This window comes from Limnothrix sp. PR1529 (assembly GCF_002742025.1).
Taxonomy (GTDB): domain Bacteria; phylum Cyanobacteriota; class Cyanobacteriia; order CACIAM-69d; family CACIAM-69d; genus CACIAM-69d.
In genome coordinates, this window is the sequence record NZ_LIRO01000122.1 from 1 (window position 1) to 19,828 (window position 19,828).

Here is a 19,828-nt window from a genome sequence, read left to right on the forward strand (position 1 = left end):
GTGTTTGTGGTGGATGCGTCCGGATCGATGGCCCTGAACCGAATGCAGTCGGCCAAGGGCGCGGTGTTGCGGTTGCTGACGGAGGCTTACCAAAACCGCGATCAGGTGTCGCTGATTCCCTTCCGGGGCGAGCAAGCAGAGGTGCTGTTGCCGCCCACGCGATCGATTTCGGCGGCCCGGCGACGGCTGGAAACCATGCCCTGTGGTGGCGGTTCTCCCTTAGCCCACGGTTTGACCCAGGCGGTGCGCGTCGGCACCAATGCCCGCCAGTCGGGGGATGTGGGGCAGGTGGTGATTGTGGCGATTACGGACGGTCGGGGAAATGTGCCCCTGGCGCGATCGCTCGGTCAGCCGATGGAACCGGACGAGAAACCGGACGTGAAGCAAGAGCTGCTGGACATTTCCGGCAAAATCCGCGCCCTGAACATCAAGCTGCTGGTGATCGACACCCAAAGCAAATTCGTTTCAACAGGTTTCGCCAAGGAGCTAGCGGAAACGGCGGGCGGCAAGTATTACCACCTACCGAAAGCCACCGATCGAGCGATCGCCGAAATGGCCCGAGGGGCGATCGCCGATTTGAAATAGGGGCGATCGGTTCGCAATTCACAGGCCGTAGGGGTTGGGTCTCCCAACCCTAAACCCGGGCGATCGCCACAACCCCGGCCAACCCTGGGAATGTCAAGGATCGCGGGGGTGGGGAAGGCCGGGCGGGGAGACCGGGCGGGGAGACCCCGCCCCTACGGTGGTTGGGGCATGGGAAATCAGCCATTGCTGGATCAATTCCATTCCAGAACTTGCAATAGAATCCAATCAACAGAAACAATCTCGCCGCTGTTCGCTGGCTGCGTGCCTATGACGGTTTCGATCGCCCCGATCTCCACCCTGGCGGAATTTCTCGATCGCCCCGATCTCGAAGATTCACCTGCTTGGGAATATCTCGATGGCCGGGCAGTCCAAAAACCCATGCCCAAGTTTCGCCATTCTCTATTGCAAAAACGCCTGATTGGGGCGATCGACGTGGTGGGCGATCGCTACACAGCCATGCCGGAGTTGCGCTGTACCTTTGGCGATCGCTCGATCGTCCCCGATGTGGCGGTGATTGCTTGGGAACGGGTGGCGCTGACGGATGAGGGCGAGCCGATCGATCAATTCTTGGCCGCTCCAGATTGGATCATCGAGATTCTGTCGCCCGAACAACCGGCTAACCGAGTGATGGATAAGCTGCTCCACAGTTTGCAGTTTGGGAGCCGGTTGGCTTGGTTGGTTGATCCTCAGGATCGATCAGTCGTGAGCTTTTTGCCCGATCGCCAACCGTTACTGCATCGGCGGACAGCTCCCTTGCCTTGTTTGCCGGACTTGCCCCTGACCCTGACGGCGGAGCAGATTTTCGGCTGGCTGAAAGTGGGTTCGCAACCGGAGGAAACATCGTGACCGTCGCCTCCCAGCCAACGCCCGAAACCGATCGCACCTGGCATGGCTCGTTCGCGTTGCGGTTTGACCGATCGGGCGATCGCACCCAGGTTCAGGCCAAAACCCGATCGCCCCTGCAATTTCAGCGGCCCTTTTATCCCGAGGGGCCAGAGGTTTGCCACGCGGCCATGTTGCATGTGGCGGGGGGCATGGTTGGGGGCGATCGCCTGTCGATCACGTTGGACTTGGAACCGGAGACGGCGGCCCTGGTGACGACGGTTTCGGCGGCCAAGATCTATGGCAGCCGGGGGCGATCACTGATTGACCCGGCCGGGCGGTTTGCTCAGCAGTCAGTGCGGGTGCGAGTGGGTGAAGGGGCGCACCTGGAATGGTTGCCCCAGGAGACGATTATTTTTGATGGCGCGCTCTATGAGCAGCGATCGCACATTGACCTGGCGACGGGAGCCAGTTGGCTGGGGAGTGAGATTGTGCGGCTGGGGCGCACGGCCGGCGGTGAGCGCTACGGCTGCGGTGAGTGGCGATCGCGCTTGGAAGTGTGGCAGGGCGATCGATTGGTGTGGCTCGATCCCCAGCGGATTGACGCGACCGACCCGGCCACCCGCGATGGTTCCCATGGGCTGGCAGGCTGCCCGATCGTTGGGACGCTGGCTTGGATTGGTCAAGAAGTCCCGAAAGAACTGATTACGGAAGCGCGATCGCACCTGCCCACAGGCGATCGAGTTGATTGCGGCATCACGCGGCTGCAAACGGGGCTGCTTTGTCGCTATCGCGGTCATTCGGTGAGTGAGGCGCGGCGCTGGTTCTGGCAGGTGTGGGATTTAGTACGCCGCCACCAGCGCGATCGCCCGGCGATCGTCTCCCGGTTTTGGCCGCTATAGCTGCGATCGCCCCGAAACCCAAAATCTTCGCAATCAATCGGTGGCCTGCTAGACAAATCGCGGTACAACCAACAACAGAGTATTGGCAAGATGACCTGCGCGATCGCCCTATGCAACTCACGCCCCAAGAAAAGGACAAGCTGCTAATTTTCACCGCCGCGCTGCTGGCCGAGCGCCGCAAAAATCGCGGACTGAAGCTCAACTATCCGGAAGCCGTGGCCTATCTGACGGCGGCCATTTTGGAAGGGGCGCGAGACGGCAAAACCGTGGCGGAACTGATGGCGGAGGGGACAACGCTGCTCACCCGAGATGAGGTGATGGAAGGGGTAGCAGAGATGATCCACGATGTGCAGGTGGAGGCGACGTTTCCCGACGGCACGAAATTGGTGACCGTGCATGATCCCATTCGTTAATTTCGGTTGCGGCTTTGGTAGGGATCGATTCGCAATCGGCTCCTAGGATGATTGTCATCATTTGCGATAAGGAAAAACGCCATGATTCCCGGTGAATTAATTGTTGAACCTGGCGAGATTGAATTGAACGTGGGCCGATCGCCCGTGACAATCACGGTGGAAAACCGAGGCGATCGCCCGATTCAAGTTGGCTCTCATTTTCATTTTTTTGAAGTGAATGAAGCCCTCGTGTTCGATCGCGCGGTGGCTCGGGGAACCCATTTGGATATTCCCTCGGGAACGGCGGTGCGTTTTGAACCGGGTGATGAGAAAACGGTGGTGCTGGTTCCTTTTGCCGGAACTCGAGAAATCTACGGGTTTAATGCACTGGTAGAAGGCAGTTTGGATCGGGAATTGAGTAAAAAATCCAAGGATAAATCCAAAGGAAAAACCGAGAAAAAAGCACGCAAATAGTCTATTTTCATCCTGGCTTCAGAGTTCCTAACAGGAAGCTTCAGTTTCTGATGATCATGCTTGAGTAGTCAATGATCTTGGGATAACTCAATCAAGATTGCAATCGGCATAATCATCAGTTGCTTTTCATTTTGCTTGCAGGTCGTCAGAGATTTCAAACGTTTCTATGTCAACAGAACCCAGTTTGCAAGGTATCGCAGAAAAGATTGACTCGCTGGTTGTCGAAGTGACTAAAACCAGTGAGCGCATTGATCAGTTATCCCATGATCTCTCTGAAACTAACGCCAAGTTAGCAGAGACGAATACTCGGCTTGATCGCAGTGATGAACGGTTTGAAGTGTATCAAAAAGCAACACAATGGGTTGTGCAGCTTGCCTTTGGGTTAATTGCTAGTGCCACAGTGACAATTTTGATTACTTCGATCGTTCGGCGATAGATTGGCTGATGATGCTCCATGGATCGGATTAATTGAACCCTTGTTTTTAAACTAAAGACCCCATTGGGAGAGAAGACGTGCCCTACAGAATCGATCGCCGCACCTACGCTGAAACCTATGGGCCCACCACGGGCGATCGCCTGCGATTGGCCGATACCGAATTGCTGATTGAAATCGAACAAGACCTGACGGTTTATGGCGATGAAGTGAAATTTGGCGGCGGCAAAACGATTCGGGATGGTATGGGTCAATCGCCCATTACTAACAGTGACGGGGCGATGGATACGGTGATTACGAATGCCGTGATCCTCGATTGGTGGGGTGTAATTAAAGCCGACATTGGCATTAAGCAGGGCAAAATCGCGGTGATCGGGAAGGCCGGCAACCCCTACACTCAAGCGGGCGTGGACATCATCATCGGCCCCGGCACGGAAATCATTGCGGGTGAAGGGGCGATCGTCACGGCCGGCGGCATTGACACCCACATCCACTTCATCTGTCCCCAACAAATCGAAACGGCCCTGGCCGCTGGGATCACGACGATGATTGGCGGTGGCACGGGCCCCGCTGCTGGAACCAACGCCACCACTTGCACCCCTGGCCCCTGGCACATGGCGCGAATGCTGGAAGCGGCGGAAGCCTTCCCGATGAATTTGGGCTTTTTGGGCAAGGGCAACAGCGGCCAACCGGCGGGCCTGATTGAACAGGTGAAGGCCGGGGCGATCGGGCTGAAGCTGCATGAGGACTGGGGAACCACACCCGCCGCGATCAACACCTGCCTGAGCGTCGCCGACGAGTACGACATTCAGGTGGCGATCCACACGGACACCCTGAACGAGGCGGGCTTTGTGGAAGCGACCGTGGCCGCCTTCAAGGGCCGCACGATCCACACCTTCCACACCGAAGGCGCGGGCGGCGGCCATGCCCCGGACATCATCAAGGTCTGTGGCTTGCCCAACGTGCTGCCCTCTTCGACCAACCCAACGCGCCCCTACACGGTGAACACGATCGAGGAGCACCTCGATATGTTGATGGTTTGCCACCACCTCGATCGGGCGATTCCCGAGGATGTGGCCTTCGCTGAGTCGCGGATTCGCCGAGAAACGATCGCTGCCGAAGACATCCTGCACGACCTAGGGGCGATCGCCATGATGTCGTCGGACTCCCAAGCCATGGGCCGAATTGGCGAAAGCATCATCCGCACCTGGCAAACGGCCCACAAAATGAAGGTGCAGCGCGGCTCCCTGCCCCAAGACCCCGCCCGTCACGACAACACCCGCGCCAAACGCTACATCGCTAAATACACGATCAACCCGGCGATCGCCCACGGCATTGCCAACCATGTGGGGTCGATCGAACCGGGCAAACTGGCGGATCTCTGTCTCTGGAAACCGGCGTTCTTTGGCGTGAAACCGGAGTTGGTGATCAAGGGTGGGGCGATCGCCTGGGCCCAAATGGGCGATGCCAACGCCAGCATCCCCACGCCGCAACCGGTGCACGGCCGTCCGATGTTCGCCAGCTTCGGCAAAGCAATCCAGAGCACCAGCCTCACTTTTGTTTCTAAAGCGGCTCTGAAGGCTGGGGTTCCCGAAAAACTCGGTCTCCGGCGGCAAGTGGTGGCCGTGTCGGGAATTCGATCGATCCGCAAATCCGACATGAAGCTAAACGATGCCCAACCGGCGATCGAAGTGGATCCGCAAACCTATGAAGTGTTTGCCGATGGGCAACTGCTGACCTGTGAACCGGCGGCGGTGCTGCCCATGGCCCAGCGATATTTTCTGTTCTAGCCTGTTCCAGATCGCTTGAGGGATTGCCGTTTGCCTAGGGGGCCAGTTTGGGATGCTTGGTTGAACCCGCTGGCCCCGTCGGGCGGTTATTTGATTTTTGTACAGATTTTTGCTAAATTGGAGAAGCTCTTTCGTCTTGAGGGTTTTCGGGATGGCCGCTGCCTCCGTTGCGACTCCAGTTCCTCCTACAATAGAAGCCGCTTCGATCGCTCCCCTAGCAGGCACCCCGGCCGATCAGGGCTTGCCGGAGCCGGCCACGGTGCGATCGGGCAGAAAATCTTCCATCACCGTTGACCCCCAGGCGACTATGGCTTCCAACGCATCCGCAAATTCTGACCCCACGGCGAAGACGGCCACCGCCAAGGAATCCGCCAGCAGCGCTAAAGGATCCAAGGACGCTAAGGAAGCGGCTAAGGAGTCGGCCAAAGAGAGCGCCGCCAAAGACGGGCCGACCAAGGAAATTAGCAAGGAAAAGGAAAAAGCCCTGGGGCTGGTGGTTCAGCAGATTGAACGCAGCTTTGGCAAAGGGGCGATCGTCCGGTTGGGAGATGCGGCCCGAATGCGGGTGGAAACCATTCCCAGCGGGGCCTTGACCTTGGATTTGGCCCTGGGCGGCGGCATTCCCAAGGGCCGTGTGGTGGAAATTTATGGCCCTGAAAGCTCCGGAAAAACGACCCTAGCACTCCATGCGATCGCGGAGGTGCAGCGATCGGGCGGTATTGCGGCCTTTGTGGATGCAGAACATGCCTTGGATCCGGTTTATGCCAAGGCCCTTGGGGTGGATATTGATAATTTGCTGGTTTCCCAACCGGACACGGGGGAAATGGGGCTGGAAGTGGTGGATCAACTGGTGCGATCGGGCGCGATCGACCTGGTGGTGGTGGACTCGGTGGCCGCCTTGGTTCCCCGATCGGAAATTGAAGGGGAAATGGGCGCGGCCCAAGTAGGCAGCCAAGCCCGCCTCATGAGCCATGCCCTGCGGCGCATCACCGGCAACATCGGTAAATCGGGCTGTACGGTGATTTTTCTCAACCAATTGCGCCAAAAAATTGGAGTCACCTACGGCAGCCCGGAAACCACCACGGGCGGAAATGCCCTCAAGTTCTATGCATCGGTGCGCTTGGACATTCGCCGCATTCAAACCCTGAAGAAGGGAACCGAAGAGTTTGGGATTCGGGCCAAGGTCAAAGTCGCCAAAAACAAAGTCGCGCCGCCGTTCCGGATCGCAGAATTTGACATCATCTTTGGCGAAGGCATCTCCTCGATCGGCTGCTTAGTGGACTTGGCTGAATCCACCGGAATTTTGGTGCGCAAGGGAGCTTGGTATAGCTACAAGGGCGAAAACATCAGCCAAGGGCGTGACAACGCTATTCAATATTTGAAGGAAAATCCGGCGATCGCGGCAGAAATGGAGTTGGCCGTGCGCCAAAAGCTAGAGGAAGCGGGGGCAATTACTGGGGGATCCACTGACGATTTGGATGAAGCAGATCTGAGCGAAGCGTTCTAGGACAAATCTCGGAACACTCAAAATTTTGGGACACTCGATCGAGCGGAATCGACAAGCTGAGCTGAGTTAAACCCGACCAGACCAAACCCTAAACAGCGGTAACCCCAATCATTAGTTAAGCGGCCAGCTCCCTCATTCAGTTGGGGAGGTGGCTGTTTTTGATCAGCTTTGCATTTTGGGCTAGCGGCTGGGTTGAGGGCCTGGGGGAACGAAATCCCGGGGATTGAATCCCTGAACTGAAACCGAGAGTCTAGGCGTAGGATAAATCGCGGGCGGTGCAGGCCGGGGCGATCGAGTCAGCCACCGCCGCGATCGTGAAATTTTGCTGACCCAATAACCGTTCACGGGACTCTTGGCGCAAGCTTCCTGACAAAAACGCCCGCTGAAGGGCCATAAACGCTTCGAAGTCATCGGGGCCATATTTCCCGCGCATGAGTTGGCGCAGGGATTCTTCTGCCTCGATCGACAGGTATTGATGAGCTAACGCTTCGGACACAATCTCGCGAATGGAAGTCATGTTGCTTTGAGACCTACTCAACGACTGCAAGGATCTGGGAAGTTTCCGGTTGCCACAGTTTTTAGTATCGGGGGAAAGTCTAATCAGCGAAGTGACCGATCGCTGACCCCGCATGGATCTTGAGCGTCATCCCCTGAGATCAAAACAGGGCTTGGGTGCGATCGCCGTCACAGGGTGAGACCCCCACCCCCAATGGACTGACCAGCCCTGGAATTCAGCCAGGCTGAAATTCAGTCACGGCCGATCGAGATCCAGTTGAGATCCATCGAGACCAAAGCCCACAACCAAGACTGATGCTGGGTTGCTGGTTCGTGGAGTGATTGAGCGAGCGTGCATCTAAGGCCCATGGCTGAGTGCGCTCCTGACCGCAGCCATGAGCCGTGATTCCCATTCCGAGGGCCAGAGGGTCGATCGCGATCGCAGCCTGGTTTCAACAACGGCTCAGGTTCCGGAGCGAAGCTTTTGCTCCGCCCAACTTGCGCAACCGGTCACAATTACGGACGAAAACAGGAAAGAAAACGACGCAGGGAGACTAAGGAGAACCTAATTGAGATGCGTAGAAGCTAAGCGTAGATTGAGCAGTGGCAAGGTAAGGGAGAGTGCTCAAGGCTGAGGAAAGTGAAAAAAACAGCAATCAGCCGTTTTTCAAGGCGATTTAGGCAAATTCCTCAAATTTTTTGCCAAATTTGCTGAACCCTGACGAACTGTCTTCCCAAAAAGTTTCTTCGGAAAAAGTTCTTTGGGCAGCGCAACTCAATCGGGTCGCCATGGAAATGGTAGCAATCGAGCGCAATCGTCGGATCTCAGTTTAGCGACCCGTTTCCGGATTTGGGTGTGGTGATCATCACTTTTTGGCGGGTTTGGTCTGGCTGGGTCTGGCCGGGCCGGGTGAATGGAGATCTGGGTGGGGCGATCGCCTAAACATCACTTCGGGTCTGGCTCATGAGGGTCGATGACTAGCCGTCGCCGTGGATTGGCAAGGGCTGGCGGTTTTGGCGGCTCTAGGCCGGGGTTGGGGGCTAATGAAGAGCGCACCGATAGGCCAAGGCGGCGGCGGTGGCATTGTTGGAGCCGATCGCCAGGTCACCAATCAAGCGCCAAAGATCGGGGCGGTGGGGCAAGGCCAAGCCGCCCGCCGGGGGATGATGCAGCCGATCGAGCCAAGCAGCCATGGCTTGCGGCATTCCCTGTTGTTTCCCCTGTCGCTCCAAAACCGTCAAAAGATTCGCAATGGGTTCATGCCAGTAGGTATCCTTTTCCAGGGCTTGCAGATAGGCCACCAGGGGTTCCAAATCGTAGCCAGTGCCGACGGGCAAGGTTTTGAGGGCAAAGCCAGGGTGACTGTGGCCAAAGACCTGGACTAGCGATCGGGTCAAGGGCCCGTAGTGCGCCAGGTCTTGATCACTAAACTCCGGCTGGCGCTGGGCCCAAATTTCCGCCAGGGTGAGATAGGGAGCCGCCACTTGGGGAGCCAGCCCGATCGCCCGTTCACAGAGTTGTTGAGCCGCATCCCACTGGTGCGATCGCGCCAAGGCCCAAGCCAGAGCATCCAAGAGCAGCGGATCCGTTGTGGCCTCAGCCGCCCGTTGCCAGGGAGCCGTGAGGGGTTGCCAATCGCGAACTTTGCGCAAAAAAAGCTGATAGCCGCTGAAAACCACCTCAAAACAGTGGGTAAACAGCAACATAAACAAATCCACACCGAATTGTGGGCAATCCTCCGGCAAACCCACATAACGATAATCATCAATCACCACCAGCCCACCCACCTTCACCAAGGGCCAGGTCATGACGGCATCGCGGAAGGCCACCCAAGGCGCATGGCAACCGTCAATGTAGGCCAGGTCGTAGTGATCAACCGGTAGCTGGGCCAGGGCTTCCCAAGAGAGCTGAGACAGAAGGGTGACCTGCGGGGCCCGACCGGTGCGATCGAGATTGTCCCGCAGGGTGGGACGAATTTCCGGTTCAATGCAGGTGAGCCTTGCTTCCGGATTCAGCAGGACGCGATCGAGCAACCAGCAGGCAGACATCCCTTCAAAGCTGCCAATTTCCAAAGCTTGTACCGGCCCCCGATCGGCCAAGGGCTGCACCCAGTTCACCCAGTTGGGCAATTGATTGGAAAACCAGTCTCGGGAAAACCAATAGCCCCGATCGCCACTTTCGGGCCAGTCCCGCAGGCGATGGGCCTTGGCAAAGCAGGTTTGCGCCTCCGGAAGCTGATCACGACTGACCAACAGGGTTCCCAAATCCGTCCAGGCCTCGGGCATGGTGGGGTGCTGTCGAGCGAGGCGACGCAGCAGGGTTTCCGCCCAATCCCACTGGCCCGCCTGTTGGAACAGTTCGCCCCAACGACGATGCTCTTGGGGTTTTAGGAAGTCGGTGACCTGCAAATATAACTGACCGGCGCGATCGACCTGGCCCGCTGCGATCGCCGCTTGGGCCTGCTCAAAGCAAGAAACAACAGAATCCGCCATGGAAAACCATCCGTAAAAACCGCGAGCCACAAATAACGCAAGGGCAGTTCTGCGCTGCAAATTCTGCGCTGCAAACTTTGCCCGGCAAGTTCTGCTCGGCAAGTTCTGCCCTGCAAATTCTGCACCGCGAATCATCATGCGCCCGGGAACTCATCATGCGCCCGGGCCTGTACCCTAGCGCAGGGGAAAAGCCGTGTTGATTTGATTGCGCCCCCGCACAAATGCCCCTGCAATTACAAACCGCTGCCCATCGTTGGCCTCGCAAAACCGACTGGCTTGGGCGATCGGGGAGTTTTCCACCGCCGAAGGATCTTGAGGGACTGCCAAGGCGGTTGTCCCAGGCGCAGCGGGCATCAGTTGAGCAACCGGCGCAACCGCCGCTTGGGCCGAGGTCGATCGGTTGCCAGGCCGGTTATAACCGCACCAAGCCCAATCGGGCGCGCCCCCTGGGCAACTAATTTGATTGCGAGCCGCATAGCGAATCGATTCCAACACCTGTGCTTGGGAGCAGCGATCGGGAAACATCGTAGAAAACTTTTCCCGACTGGGATCGGCCCCATGGCTCCAGCGCACCCCATAGATCCCTCGCCGGTTGGGTGGTTGGGTCACTTGAAACCGGGCCACCGTGCGGGGATTGGTGCCGCCCGGTCGGGAATGGAACCCCTTGGGCCGACCGTTGCTAAATTCACCACAAAAAATATGGGGTTGGTTCACCTGGGGGCCGCTGGCAAAGTTGCTCCAGTGGGGCAGGCGATCGCAGTTCACCAGTTTGGGGGCCGCGGTTTGGCCCTCGGGAACCGCCAGCACCAGGGCCACAATTCCCGCCAGCACCAGACTCCAGCGCGATCGCCCTTTGCGGTAAGCCGAGGAGGAGGCAGTTTTCCCGATCGTTGGCTGATTCAACGGCTGAGTCATGTTGGTGTTGTCTGTATTGATTGTCTGTATTGATTGTTGGTGTGGTTGCTGTGCCGGTGACTGTTTTTCGCTGGATTTGTGCCGAATTTGTGCCGAGTTTCCGGTGGGTTTTCGCCGGGTTTCCGCTGCGCTTCTGTTCTGTTATTGCCGTCTTTGTGCTGCTTTCCTGACTTTTGCCGGATTGCTATTTCGCCGTTGATTAACCCCTTGCTCAGCAAGCTCTTGCTACACAAGTTAAAGACTCGAACAGAGGACGGGTGCGGCAGGATTCGAACCTGCGACCGGCCGCTTAGAAGGCGGCTGCTCTATCCACTGAGCTACGCACCCAGACTGAGATCTGTAGAGATTTCCGTGAAAATTCCCACACACAATCCGGGGAAAATTCATCGGCGGAAGTTCCCAGGGCCTTGAAAAAAACCATTGCTTCTCCTGATTGCAACAGTTCGCCAACGAATGCTGTCATCAGGGCGCTTCCGGCTCGATCGCGGCGGCGTGGGTTTCATCCGCGATTCAGGATGACACGCCCGGACTGGCCGCCTTTCAAGGTTTACGAATTGTATCGAGTTAACCTAACCCCAAGCAAGGCCGTTGAGGAGGTTGATGGGAGTGATCAACCCACCCTCAGAACATCCATTCAGAGGCAATTCCGCCAAGAGCCAGTTTTTAGAAGGTCGCGGGGTACACTTGAGAGACCAAAGTTGATTTTCGACCCTAGATCCCCCAATAGCTCTACGCTAAGGGCCCTGGGCTAGAATGATGCCCAGCGCAGGCTCAGTTCACCGGTTGGGAAGCTGTCTATGCAGCCCTCACGACCTTGCTGGGGCTAGCTTCTGGAGCAGCTCTGGTTGACCGACTGCATGAGTTCAAGCTAGATCAGCCCTGTGGCCTCTGGTTTGGATGGCGTAGCTCCAAGCATGAGTTCTTTGAATAACGCATGTTTATTCTGAAGCGGCAAGACGTGGACATTTCCAACGTCCGGCATCCCGAAAAAGATCAGCAAATTCCGATCCTGAGCTATCAGGGTCAAACATTCACGTTGCTGAATGTTTTTAGCGCAAATCAGGCGGAAGAGGCGCGGGCCTTGTGGCGAGATCTGACGGATAACCGAGGGAAAGCTTGCGTCCTGCTGGAAGAGCCGGATCGGTTCAGTGTGTGGGGCAAGGTGCGGCTCGATCGCCTGGGAGTCGCGGATGCTGGCGCAGGCGACAGCGGGGCGGCGAAGTCGTCCTATGTGCTGGCGGGGATGCTGCTGCTCCAGGCGGTGTACTTCGACATTGAAGATTTGCTGGGAGAACGCCAGGGCGCGAAGTTTCGCCAGGAAATTGGCGAGGTGTTCAAGCGGCTCCAGTTTCCAGGGCTGGACAACCAGGCGGCCGTGAGCAACATTTTGGAAGTGAACCCCTTTGAAACGGCCTTGCCGCCCTGGCAAGAATTGCAAATCGTGGGGTTGCTACAGGAACTGCACACGCTGGGTAAAGGCTATTTTGGCAATACCAATTTCACCAGCCGAGCGTTTGATGCGTTGCAGGAGATGGATGCGGGCGAGCGTTCGGAATTCATGGACTGGCTGGGGCGATCGCCTGCGGCCAAGCTCTGGCGCTAGCCTTGGGCGGCGCTAAACCGAATGGCCATGGCCGTCTGGGGCAATGGGGGCGATCGAATGCCCAACTGCAATCAACGGCTCCAGGCTCAGGGATGTTGGGCGATCCATCCCCGGTCTGCGGTGGTCTGTGTCCCTCTTGAGATCGTCACCTCCTGGTTTTTAGAACCTTTTGAAGCCAACCCCTATGACTAAGACTGCGAGCGAATCGCCAAAACTGTTTTCATCGCGCAACCTAATTATCGGGGCTGTTTCTTGGTCTCTGGTTGCCTTGGCGGTGTTTCTGTTTTTCAGTGTGACTCCGTCGGGGGAAACCCTGCCCCAGTGGTATAGCATTGCCACTTCAGTGTTGGAAACAACGTCCTATCTGTGGGCGGCGCTGGTGTGCTTTCGGAACTGGCGCAGCAACCAAATCCTCAGTGGCCGGACGGTTTGGTTACTGATTGGGTTGGGAATGCTTTGCTATGGTTTGGGCAACTTACTGTTCAGCTATTGGGAAATTGGTCTGGGGATTGAGCCGGATGTGAGTCCCGGTGACCTGTTCTACATCGTCACCTATGCTTCCCTAGCGATCGGGCTGTTGTTGGCGGTGTTGCCCCGGCGTTTGAATTTGGAACTGTGGCAGTGGCTGACGATCGGGGGAATTGGTCTGGCGGGGACTGCCTTCGCCTTCTCGCCGTTGGTTTTGGGCGAGGCCGCTTGCCCGGAACGCACTGCCGAGTCCGTGGCCAATGTGCCGGCCTGGGCTGAGCAGATCCAAGGGGCCCTCTCGCCGATTGCAGACTATATTTTGCCGGTTTATACCGTTGGCGATATTGTGCTGCTGGTGTTGGCTTCGGCGCTGCTGTTGGCCTTTTGGGGCGGGCGATCGGCCCAATCTTGGCGGATGATTGCGGCGGCCTCCATTTCGCTTTACATTGCGGATATGTGGTTCAAGTACGCCACGGCCAACATTTGCAACTATGAAAGCGGTAGCCTGCTGGAAGTGTTCTGGATCTTCAGCGGCGTGCTGTTTGGCATCGGTGCCGTGTTGGAGTACGATCTTTCGACGCGATCGCGCCGTAGTGCCCGTCGGCGCTCATCGGGAGCGGCTAACTAGGGTTCAAGGTTGTCGCTGGCCCCGGGCGGTGGCGACCATCCTTTGGAGCCCTGAACTGTCCGCAGGCATTTGCACAATTCCCCAGGTTTGGGCATGACTCCTCCCAAGTTATCGGATTCCGAAAAATACGAACTGATTACGCTCTATCGCCAGGGCGGCCACACCATGGCCACCCTGGGGCAGCGCTATGGAGTCAGCACTTCAACCGTGGGCCGAATTTTGAAGTTGGCGGCCGAAGAGCCAGTTCCTGCGCCGGTTTCAGCCCCGGCCCCGATCGCCCCGCCTGTGGCCACTGCCGCACCGGAAGCTCCGATGCTGGAATTGGATCCCCAGCCGCCCCAGGTGGATCCCATGGTGGACTCCGGCGGCCGATCGGGCGGGCGATCGATCCCCAACCAATCAGCGGAACCGACCGACGGCACAACGGGCACAAGACGGGTGCGCCGTCGATCGCGCAGTGGAGCCTCGGAGTTGTCGGAATCTGCGCTGCCGGAGTCCGTCGCGGCCCCGGAGCCAACGCCGGCCAAGCCCATGGAACTCCCCGCCATGGAAACCCTGCCACTGTTTGAAACCGCCTTTGCCACCGCTGCGGCGGAACCCTTGACCGAGGTTGTTGCGGAGTTGGAAGCTGAGGCCAAGGAAGAGGTGCGATCGTCGCGGGTGGGCCGGCCGGTGAAAAAGCAGGCAGAAGCGACCACCAGCACCAATGGCAAAGGGGGGCGATCGAATCGGCGGCGCAAAGGTAGTGGCCCTGTCGTGGCCGAGATCAACGAAGCCAGCGCAGAAGAAGCCGACGATGCGGATCTGGGAACCGACTTAGATCTAGATGATGACGATCTGGATCTAGACGAAGATGATTTTGAATTTGGGGATGATGACGGTGAAGCGGGCATTGCCGCCATGTTTGGGCGCGGAGCCAATCCGGATCAACCGATCGAAATCATGCCCCTGGAAACCTCACGGATCCCCAACCCCTGCTATCTCGTGATCGATCGAGCAGCGGAGTTAGTGGCCCGTCCCTTAGAAGATTTTCGAGAATTGGGGCAAATTCCACCCCAGGAAGCCGCCAGCCGCACCCTACCGGTCTTTGACAACCATCGCGTGGCGCGGCGATTTTCAGCTCGCAATCAGCGCATCATTAAAGTGCCCGATGCCAACGACCTGTTCCAAAAAACAAGACCCTATCTCCAGGCTAAGGATATTACTCATCTGTTAATCGATGGGCAGGTTTATCTCCTGTAGGCTTGGTTATCGAGTGCCTTGATCGCCCCCCTCAAGTCTTTGGAGCGCCCATCCCGTGAAGACGGAGCAGCAGCCCAATCAGCCTGCCGGTTGGTCTGAACCATCGGAGCAGGGGACTCCTCTGAAATCCGGGACAAACAAACCGGCATCGATCGGGCAGGAGGTTGACCATGGGCGCAGGCGGCAAAATTGCCGATCCCACTGGACATCCTGGGTTCAATCCCTGTGCGTGATGGTGGCGCTGTTGCTGCTGGTGGCCCATGGGCTTTGGTATGGGGCAGTGCTGCCGGTGGCCCATAGTTTTCCTTTGTTTGGGGTGCGGCGGGTGCTCACCACGGAGCCGCTGGTGGCCCTGACCTTTGATGATGGGCCCCAATCGCCCTACACGGAGCAGGTCTTGCAGGTGTTGGATCGCTTTGGGGTGAAGGCCACTTTCTTTGAAATTGGTCAGCAGATCGATCGGGAGCCGGCCTTAGCCCGATCGGTGGTGCAACGGGGCCATGAGTTGGGCAATCATTCCTACTCACACCGGAATTTGATCCTGCGTTGGCCGGGGGAAATTGCCGCTGAAATCCTCGAAACCGATCGGCGGCTGCGAGCGGCGGGGGCTGAGGGGCCGATCGCCCTGCGGCCGCCCTTGGGTAAGCGGTGGTTTGGGTTGCCCTACTGGCTATGGCGATCGGGGCGCACCTTGGCCATGTGGGAAGTGGATTCCGGTGACTATGACCCGGCCAATTCAGTGGCGGATTTGGTGCAAGGCGTGTTGCAGCGGGTGCGGCCTGGCTCCATTGTGCTGTTCCATGACGGCAGCTTCAAGACCCGTCAGCCCCGCGATCGCACCGTGGCCGCACTGGGTGAAATTATTCCAACCCTCCAGGCTCGGGGCTATCGCCTGGTGACCTTGGGGGAACTGTTGCGATCGGGAAAACCCAGCGGTGGCGGCCCCTGGGAAAGCCATCCCCTGGAGCCAGGGCCAAACCCCGCAAAACCTTGAGGCCCGAAAAATCTTGAGGTTATGAACTGGGTTCGGTGGCTGGTATCCGCCGATCGACGACCCAACGATCGCAGATCGCAAAGTCCCGCCATTGCTCCCGGCCCTAATCCGGTAGATCCTCCACAATGATCCAAGGGCCAGAGGGGTTATAGCGCCCTCGCAGAACGATCGAGCTACCGGATTCCAGTTGGCCAAGGCGGTAATTCACCCAAGGATGGAGCGCCACCAGAGAAATTGGCTCCGGGGTCAAGGCCGTTTCTAGGGCATAGTCCTGGGGGCCGCGCCGCTGAAACTGACCGGTGAACCCCAAGGTGGCTGAAGGTTCCGGCGGTGGAATCAGATTCAGGGGATGCTCCTGGGTGAGCAGTTGCTCGTAGGCTTGGGGATGGGCAATCCAGTGCTGCTGCTGCGATCGCCAATCATCGCGATCGGGCGTGAGGCCAAAACAGGGAATCACCGCCGCCGGAGCCTGTGGGTCATGGAGCAAGGCCGTTTGCACAGCGGCCACCGGCAGCGATCGGGGTTGGCAATGCTGCTGAACGCAAAGGGCCGCCGCCGCCCCCGCCGCTTGACCCAGCCCCAACACCACCGGTTGGAGGCGCGTGGCTCCGTTGGCCATGTGGGACACGGAAATATTTTTGTCGCAAACCAACAGCCCATCGACCCGTTGCGGCACCAGGCAGCCATAGGGCAGCGCAAAGGCCGTCCCCGTCCAGCGACCACCCCATCGAAGTGATTTGGGCGCTAGGGGAAAGACCTCCCCGGGGTAGTGGTGATCATTGGGATAGTTGCCATAGGCGATCGCGCTGCTGGCTCCGCTGTGGGGATCTCGGGGCAGGGCCGCTCCCCAGCCTCCGACCACTGGCAAGATCTGGTGTTCCGTCACCGTTGCCAATCCCTGAAGGCGGCGGCTTTCCCGAAAGTAGGGATATAGGGCAAAGGCTCCGGTGTCGGGAAAGAGATGATCGGCCAAGCCATAGCGCCGTCCGAGGGTTTGTTGTAACCAATGGGCAAATCCCAAACTGCGATCGTAGGCAGCCTGTAGGGCCGCTGCTCGATCGGCCGCTGTTCCCACCAGGCGATCGAGGTCATCCCCATAGTCATTGCCGGCCTGGGGCCAGTTGATCATGAACTGATCGCCCGCAATCCGCCCATAGTCCAACACGCGCTGGGCACTGGCATAGCCCGCAAAGGCCGCTTGGTAGCGGGTAGGGTCATAGTCAGCGGGGCAGGGAATTTCCGGGGCGATCGCTTCGGGGCCAAAATCCTGAAGATAAAAAACCCAAGTGGGAGCCTGCACCGGAAATCGTTCGGTCAAGGCCGTGGGCCCCGGCGGGGCCGTGGGTTCTTGCCATTGGTCTTGCCACTCCCAACCCCAGCGATAGGGAACCTCCCCCAGGGCCAGCAGATCTCCCAATTCCGTGCCGTCGATCGTGATCTGGGCGGTTACCTGTAACCCCGAGTCAAAGGTAACCCCGGTGACTCGATCGCCCGATCGCTGCACTGACACCGGCCGCACTCCGGAAACCCAACGCAAATTGGGCAGGGCCGCCACCCAATCCGCAAAAATCTGCGCCCCGATCGCCGGTTCATAGGTGAAAAAGCTGACCCAACCCCAATCAAGCCCCTGAGGTTGACGCTGGGCCAACTCCTGCAAAAATGCCCCCCAGAGACCCGTTTGCAAGGCCGTCAATTCATTGCCATCCGGCGCACAGACCCCCGCCGCCGTCAACATTCCGCCCAACCAGGAAAACTCCGTGGCCAACAGCACCCGCACCCCACAGCGGGCCGCTTGGATGGCCGCCGCCGTTCCCCCAGTGCCGCCACCCACCACCAAAACATCGGTTTCCGCGATCGGGTTGTCCAGAATGGGGCTGTCTAGGGGCAGCGGATCAGGGGTCGGGGACACCGCCCCCAAGGGGAGAGCAAAACCCTCAATCGCTGTCTGAGGGAAGTGTTCCGTGGTCACCGAGCATTACTCCGAGCAGATCAACTGCCCAACCTTACCACGTGGGATCAATGCCCAAATTGACCGTCAGTGCTGAGATTCCGGTGGGTACGGCACTGATGCAAGCACAAACGGTTTGGGGGTCTTCGGAACGGTCGGGGGCCGCTGACGGATCAGGGCGATCGGGGCTGGGTAATGGTTGCGCTGCCCAATCCACTTCGCAGGCATGGCAAGACCCCATCAGGCAACCCGTGGGAATGGCAACCCCGGCGCGATCGGCCACGGTTAACAGCATCTCGCCCGGTTGGGCTGAGACGGTAACTTGATCGGGCAAAAAGGTAACAGAGATCTCCATAGGGCGGATGGCGGCGGTTTGAGGGTTGGGCAGTGGGGTTGATCAACAGTAATTAATTTACTAACATTCGCTAATATATGCCAATATTTAGATATGGCATACATCCCTCTCAGAAAAGCGGTCGAATTTCTGGGATTGCATCCAAATACGCTGAGAAAGTACGCAGATGAAGGGAAAATCGAGACCATCCGAAACGAGGCGGGCCAGCGGCTTTATAACGTCGAGTCATATGGACGCAAAGCAACTCGATCTATCGTTGTTTGCTACTGCCGCGTCAGTTCTGCCAAGCAACGAGACGATCTCGCAAGACAAGTCCAATTCATGCGAGATCGCTATCCCGAAGCCGAAATCATCCAAGACATCGGATCGGGCCTCAATTTCAAGCGGAAAGGATTGCAATCCCTACTGGTCAGACTCATGCGCGGCGATCAGCTCCAAATTGTGGTTGCCTGCCGCGATCGGCTCTGCCGATTTGGATTCGAGCTGTTCGAGTTCATGGTTCAACAAAACGGTGGCGAACTCATGGTTCTTGACCAATCTGTTCACTGCCCAGAATCCGAACTCACAGCGGATCTGCTCGCCATCCTTCACCTCTTCTCTCGTCGAATGCCCGGACTCAGAAGCTACCGCAAGGCGATCCAGGAAGATCCGAATCTTTCTAAACCCTGATCAGAAGGCACTTTTGAAGCAATGGTTTGGCGTTTCTAGATACGTCTACAACGCCACAATTAAACATCTTCAAGAGCCGGGAACCAAAGCCAATTGGATGGCGGTTGCACCCATCATCTTGGGTGCGCTACCGGAATGGGCCAAGTCAGTTCCCTACCAGATCAAAAAGATTGCGGTCAAAGACGCTTGCACGGCCGTTCGGGAAGCTAAAAAGGGCTTCAAGGTGGATGGTCAGATTCGCAAATGTCGCTTCCGTAGTCGCAAAGATCGACAACAAACGATCTACATTCCCAAATCAGCCATCAGTGAAAATGGTGTTTACCACACCATCTTGGGGAAAGCAGCCCTGAAAGAATCAATTCCTGATGGCTTTAGTGATGGTCGGTTGACACTTGCCTATGGTGAGTATTACCTGATCACCTCAACAGAAGTGCAACCCATGCAGTCCGAAAACCAAGGGCGAGTGGTTGCCTTAGATCCCGGTGTTCGTACATTCATGACCTTCTTTGCTGAGTCATCCTACGGATGGATTGGCAATGACTCGAACTTGCTGATTCAAAAGCTGTGCTTCAAGCTGGATCGCCTGATTTCCAAAATCACCAAGGCGAAGTCAGCCCAGAAGCGCCGCTTCAAGAAAGCCGCCGATCGCCTGCGTTCCAAGGTGCAACACTTGGTGAAAGAACTTCACCACAAAACCGCACGGTTCCTGACTGAAAACTTTGATGTAATTTTGCTGCCCAGTTTTGAATCCTCTCAAATGGTGAGCAAATCACGTCGCAAGATCAAGTCAAAAACCGTGCGGCAGATGTTGACCCTATCGCACTACCAGTTCAAGAAACATCTAGAGTGGAAAGCCTGGGAGTTGGGCAAGGTTGCCTTGACCGACATCAATGAAGCCTACACATCTAAGACCGTTTCGTGGACAGGTGAAATCGTCAAGATTGGCGGCTCTCGGGTCATCAAGTCGAAAGTTGATGGGCGGTCAATGAATCGGGATCTGAATGGTGCTCGTGGGATTTTCCTGCGGGCATTGGTTGATACGCCTTGGTTGAGAGACCATCTCAACTTATGCATTTGTTAGCATCCGTTAGCAAAAAAGTATCGGTCAGTGAT

Annotated in this window: 20 protein-coding genes and 1 tRNA gene; 15 read left to right on the forward strand and 6 right to left on the reverse strand. The window is 57.5% G+C overall.

Annotated features, from left to right (window positions below):
- The 8 genes from AMR42_RS16860 to recA form a co-directional block, all read left to right on the forward strand.
- Window positions 1-585, forward strand: a 585-nt coding sequence (locus AMR42_RS16860) for a VWA domain-containing protein (protein ID WP_143473157.1), incomplete at its 5' end; no start/stop codon positions are given.
- A gap of 267 nt (window positions 586-852) precedes the next feature.
- A complete protein-coding gene (locus AMR42_RS16865; RefSeq protein ID WP_099534818.1) occupies window positions 853-1,431 on the forward strand; it encodes a Uma2 family endonuclease in 579 nt (192 codons plus the stop codon).
- Window positions 1,428-2,309, forward strand: a complete 882-nt coding sequence (locus AMR42_RS16870) for an urease accessory protein UreD (RefSeq protein ID WP_099534819.1) — start codon at window positions 1,428-1,430, stop codon at window positions 2,307-2,309. The genes AMR42_RS16865 and AMR42_RS16870 overlap by 4 nt, the downstream gene beginning before the upstream one ends.
- 110 nt (window positions 2,310-2,419) lie before the next feature.
- Entirely contained in the window at window positions 2,420-2,722 is a 303-nt protein-coding gene (gene ureA / locus AMR42_RS16875) for an urease subunit gamma (RefSeq protein WP_099534820.1), read from the forward strand.
- Between the two features lie 81 nt (window positions 2,723-2,803).
- A complete protein-coding gene (locus AMR42_RS16880; RefSeq protein WP_099534821.1) occupies window positions 2,804-3,175 on the forward strand; it encodes an urease subunit beta in 372 nt (123 codons plus the stop codon).
- Window positions 3,176-3,341: 166 nt separating this feature from the next.
- On the forward strand, window positions 3,342-3,611 hold the full coding sequence (locus AMR42_RS16885) for a hypothetical protein (protein ID WP_099534822.1): 270 nt from the start codon (window positions 3,342-3,344) through the stop codon (window positions 3,609-3,611).
- A 77-nt stretch (window positions 3,612-3,688) separates the two neighbouring features.
- Complete coding sequence (ureC, locus tag AMR42_RS16890) at window positions 3,689-5,398, forward strand: urease subunit alpha (RefSeq protein WP_099534823.1); 1,710 nt, start codon at window positions 3,689-3,691, stop codon at window positions 5,396-5,398.
- Window positions 5,399-5,681: 283 nt separating this feature from the next.
- A complete protein-coding gene (gene recA, locus AMR42_RS16895; RefSeq protein WP_368670751.1) occupies window positions 5,682-6,905 on the forward strand; it encodes a recombinase RecA in 1,224 nt (407 codons plus the stop codon).
- A 250-nt stretch (window positions 6,906-7,155) separates the two neighbouring features.
- Here recA and AMR42_RS16900 read toward each other — a convergent pair whose 3' ends face one another.
- From AMR42_RS16900 to AMR42_RS16915, 4 genes are all read right to left on the reverse strand, one after another.
- Entirely contained in the window at window positions 7,156-7,422 is a 267-nt protein-coding gene (locus tag AMR42_RS16900; protein WP_199291370.1) for a hypothetical protein, read from the reverse strand.
- Between the two features lie 1,019 nt (window positions 7,423-8,441).
- A complete protein-coding gene (locus tag AMR42_RS16905) occupies window positions 8,442-9,893 on the reverse strand; it encodes a class I SAM-dependent methyltransferase (RefSeq protein ID WP_158234525.1) in 1,452 nt (483 codons plus the stop codon).
- A 174-nt stretch (window positions 9,894-10,067) separates the two neighbouring features.
- The gene (locus tag AMR42_RS16910; RefSeq protein ID WP_099534825.1) at window positions 10,068-10,808 is read right to left on the reverse strand and encodes an EndoU domain-containing protein; all 741 of its coding nucleotides are present in this window, start codon (window positions 10,806-10,808) and stop codon (window positions 10,068-10,070) included.
- A 254-nt stretch (window positions 10,809-11,062) separates the two neighbouring features.
- A tRNA-Arg gene (locus tag AMR42_RS16915) sits at window positions 11,063-11,135 on the reverse strand.
- A gap of 607 nt (window positions 11,136-11,742) precedes the next feature.
- Here AMR42_RS16915 and AMR42_RS16920 point away from each other — a divergent pair.
- From AMR42_RS16920 to AMR42_RS16935, 5 genes are all read left to right on the forward strand, one after another.
- Entirely contained in the window at window positions 11,743-12,411 is a 669-nt protein-coding gene (locus AMR42_RS16920) for an Npun_F0813 family protein (RefSeq protein ID WP_099534826.1), read from the forward strand.
- 27 nt (window positions 12,412-12,438) lie between these two features.
- Window positions 12,439-12,603 (forward strand): hypothetical protein, encoded by a 165-nt coding sequence (locus AMR42_RS20055; RefSeq protein ID WP_234407065.1) that lies wholly within the window; start codon window positions 12,439-12,441, stop codon window positions 12,601-12,603.
- The gene (locus AMR42_RS16925) at window positions 12,596-13,507 is read left to right on the forward strand and encodes a hypothetical protein (RefSeq protein WP_099534827.1); all 912 of its coding nucleotides are present in this window, start codon (window positions 12,596-12,598) and stop codon (window positions 13,505-13,507) included. Before AMR42_RS20055 ends, AMR42_RS16925 begins: the two co-directional genes overlap by 8 nt.
- 93 nt (window positions 13,508-13,600) lie before the next feature.
- Window positions 13,601-14,749 (forward strand): hypothetical protein, encoded by a 1,149-nt coding sequence (locus AMR42_RS16930; RefSeq protein WP_099534828.1) that lies wholly within the window; start codon window positions 13,601-13,603, stop codon window positions 14,747-14,749.
- A 55-nt stretch (window positions 14,750-14,804) separates the two neighbouring features.
- Window positions 14,805-15,743: a polysaccharide deacetylase family protein gene (locus tag AMR42_RS16935; RefSeq protein WP_143473159.1), complete on the forward strand. Its 939-nt coding sequence runs from the start codon at window positions 14,805-14,807 to the stop codon at window positions 15,741-15,743.
- Between the two features lie 103 nt (window positions 15,744-15,846).
- Here the strand turns inward: AMR42_RS16935 and AMR42_RS16940 are convergent, their stop codons facing one another.
- Window positions 15,847-17,610: an FAD-dependent oxidoreductase gene (locus AMR42_RS16940; protein ID WP_099534839.1), complete on the reverse strand. Its 1,764-nt coding sequence runs from the start codon at window positions 17,608-17,610 to the stop codon at window positions 15,847-15,849.
- Window positions 17,611-17,746: 136 nt separating this feature from the next.
- Window positions 17,747-18,046: a 2Fe-2S iron-sulfur cluster binding domain-containing protein gene (locus tag AMR42_RS16945; RefSeq protein WP_099534830.1), complete on the reverse strand. Its 300-nt coding sequence runs from the start codon at window positions 18,044-18,046 to the stop codon at window positions 17,747-17,749.
- A gap of 93 nt (window positions 18,047-18,139) precedes the next feature.
- On the opposite strand from AMR42_RS16945, the gene AMR42_RS21680 reads away from it, so the two are divergent.
- Together AMR42_RS21680 and AMR42_RS16955 are read left to right on the forward strand one after the other, a co-directional pair.
- Window positions 18,140-18,715, forward strand: coding sequence for an IS607 family transposase (locus AMR42_RS21680; protein WP_099534831.1), 576 nt, complete (start codon window positions 18,140-18,142; stop codon window positions 18,713-18,715).
- Window positions 18,618-19,796 carry a helix-turn-helix domain-containing protein gene (locus AMR42_RS16955; protein ID WP_099534840.1) on the forward strand — a complete coding sequence of 393 codons (1,179 nt, stop codon included), beginning with the start codon at window positions 18,618-18,620 and terminating at the stop codon, window positions 19,794-19,796. The genes AMR42_RS21680 and AMR42_RS16955 overlap by 98 nt, the downstream gene beginning before the upstream one ends.
- The last annotated feature ends 32 nt before the right edge of the window (window positions 19,797-19,828 follow it).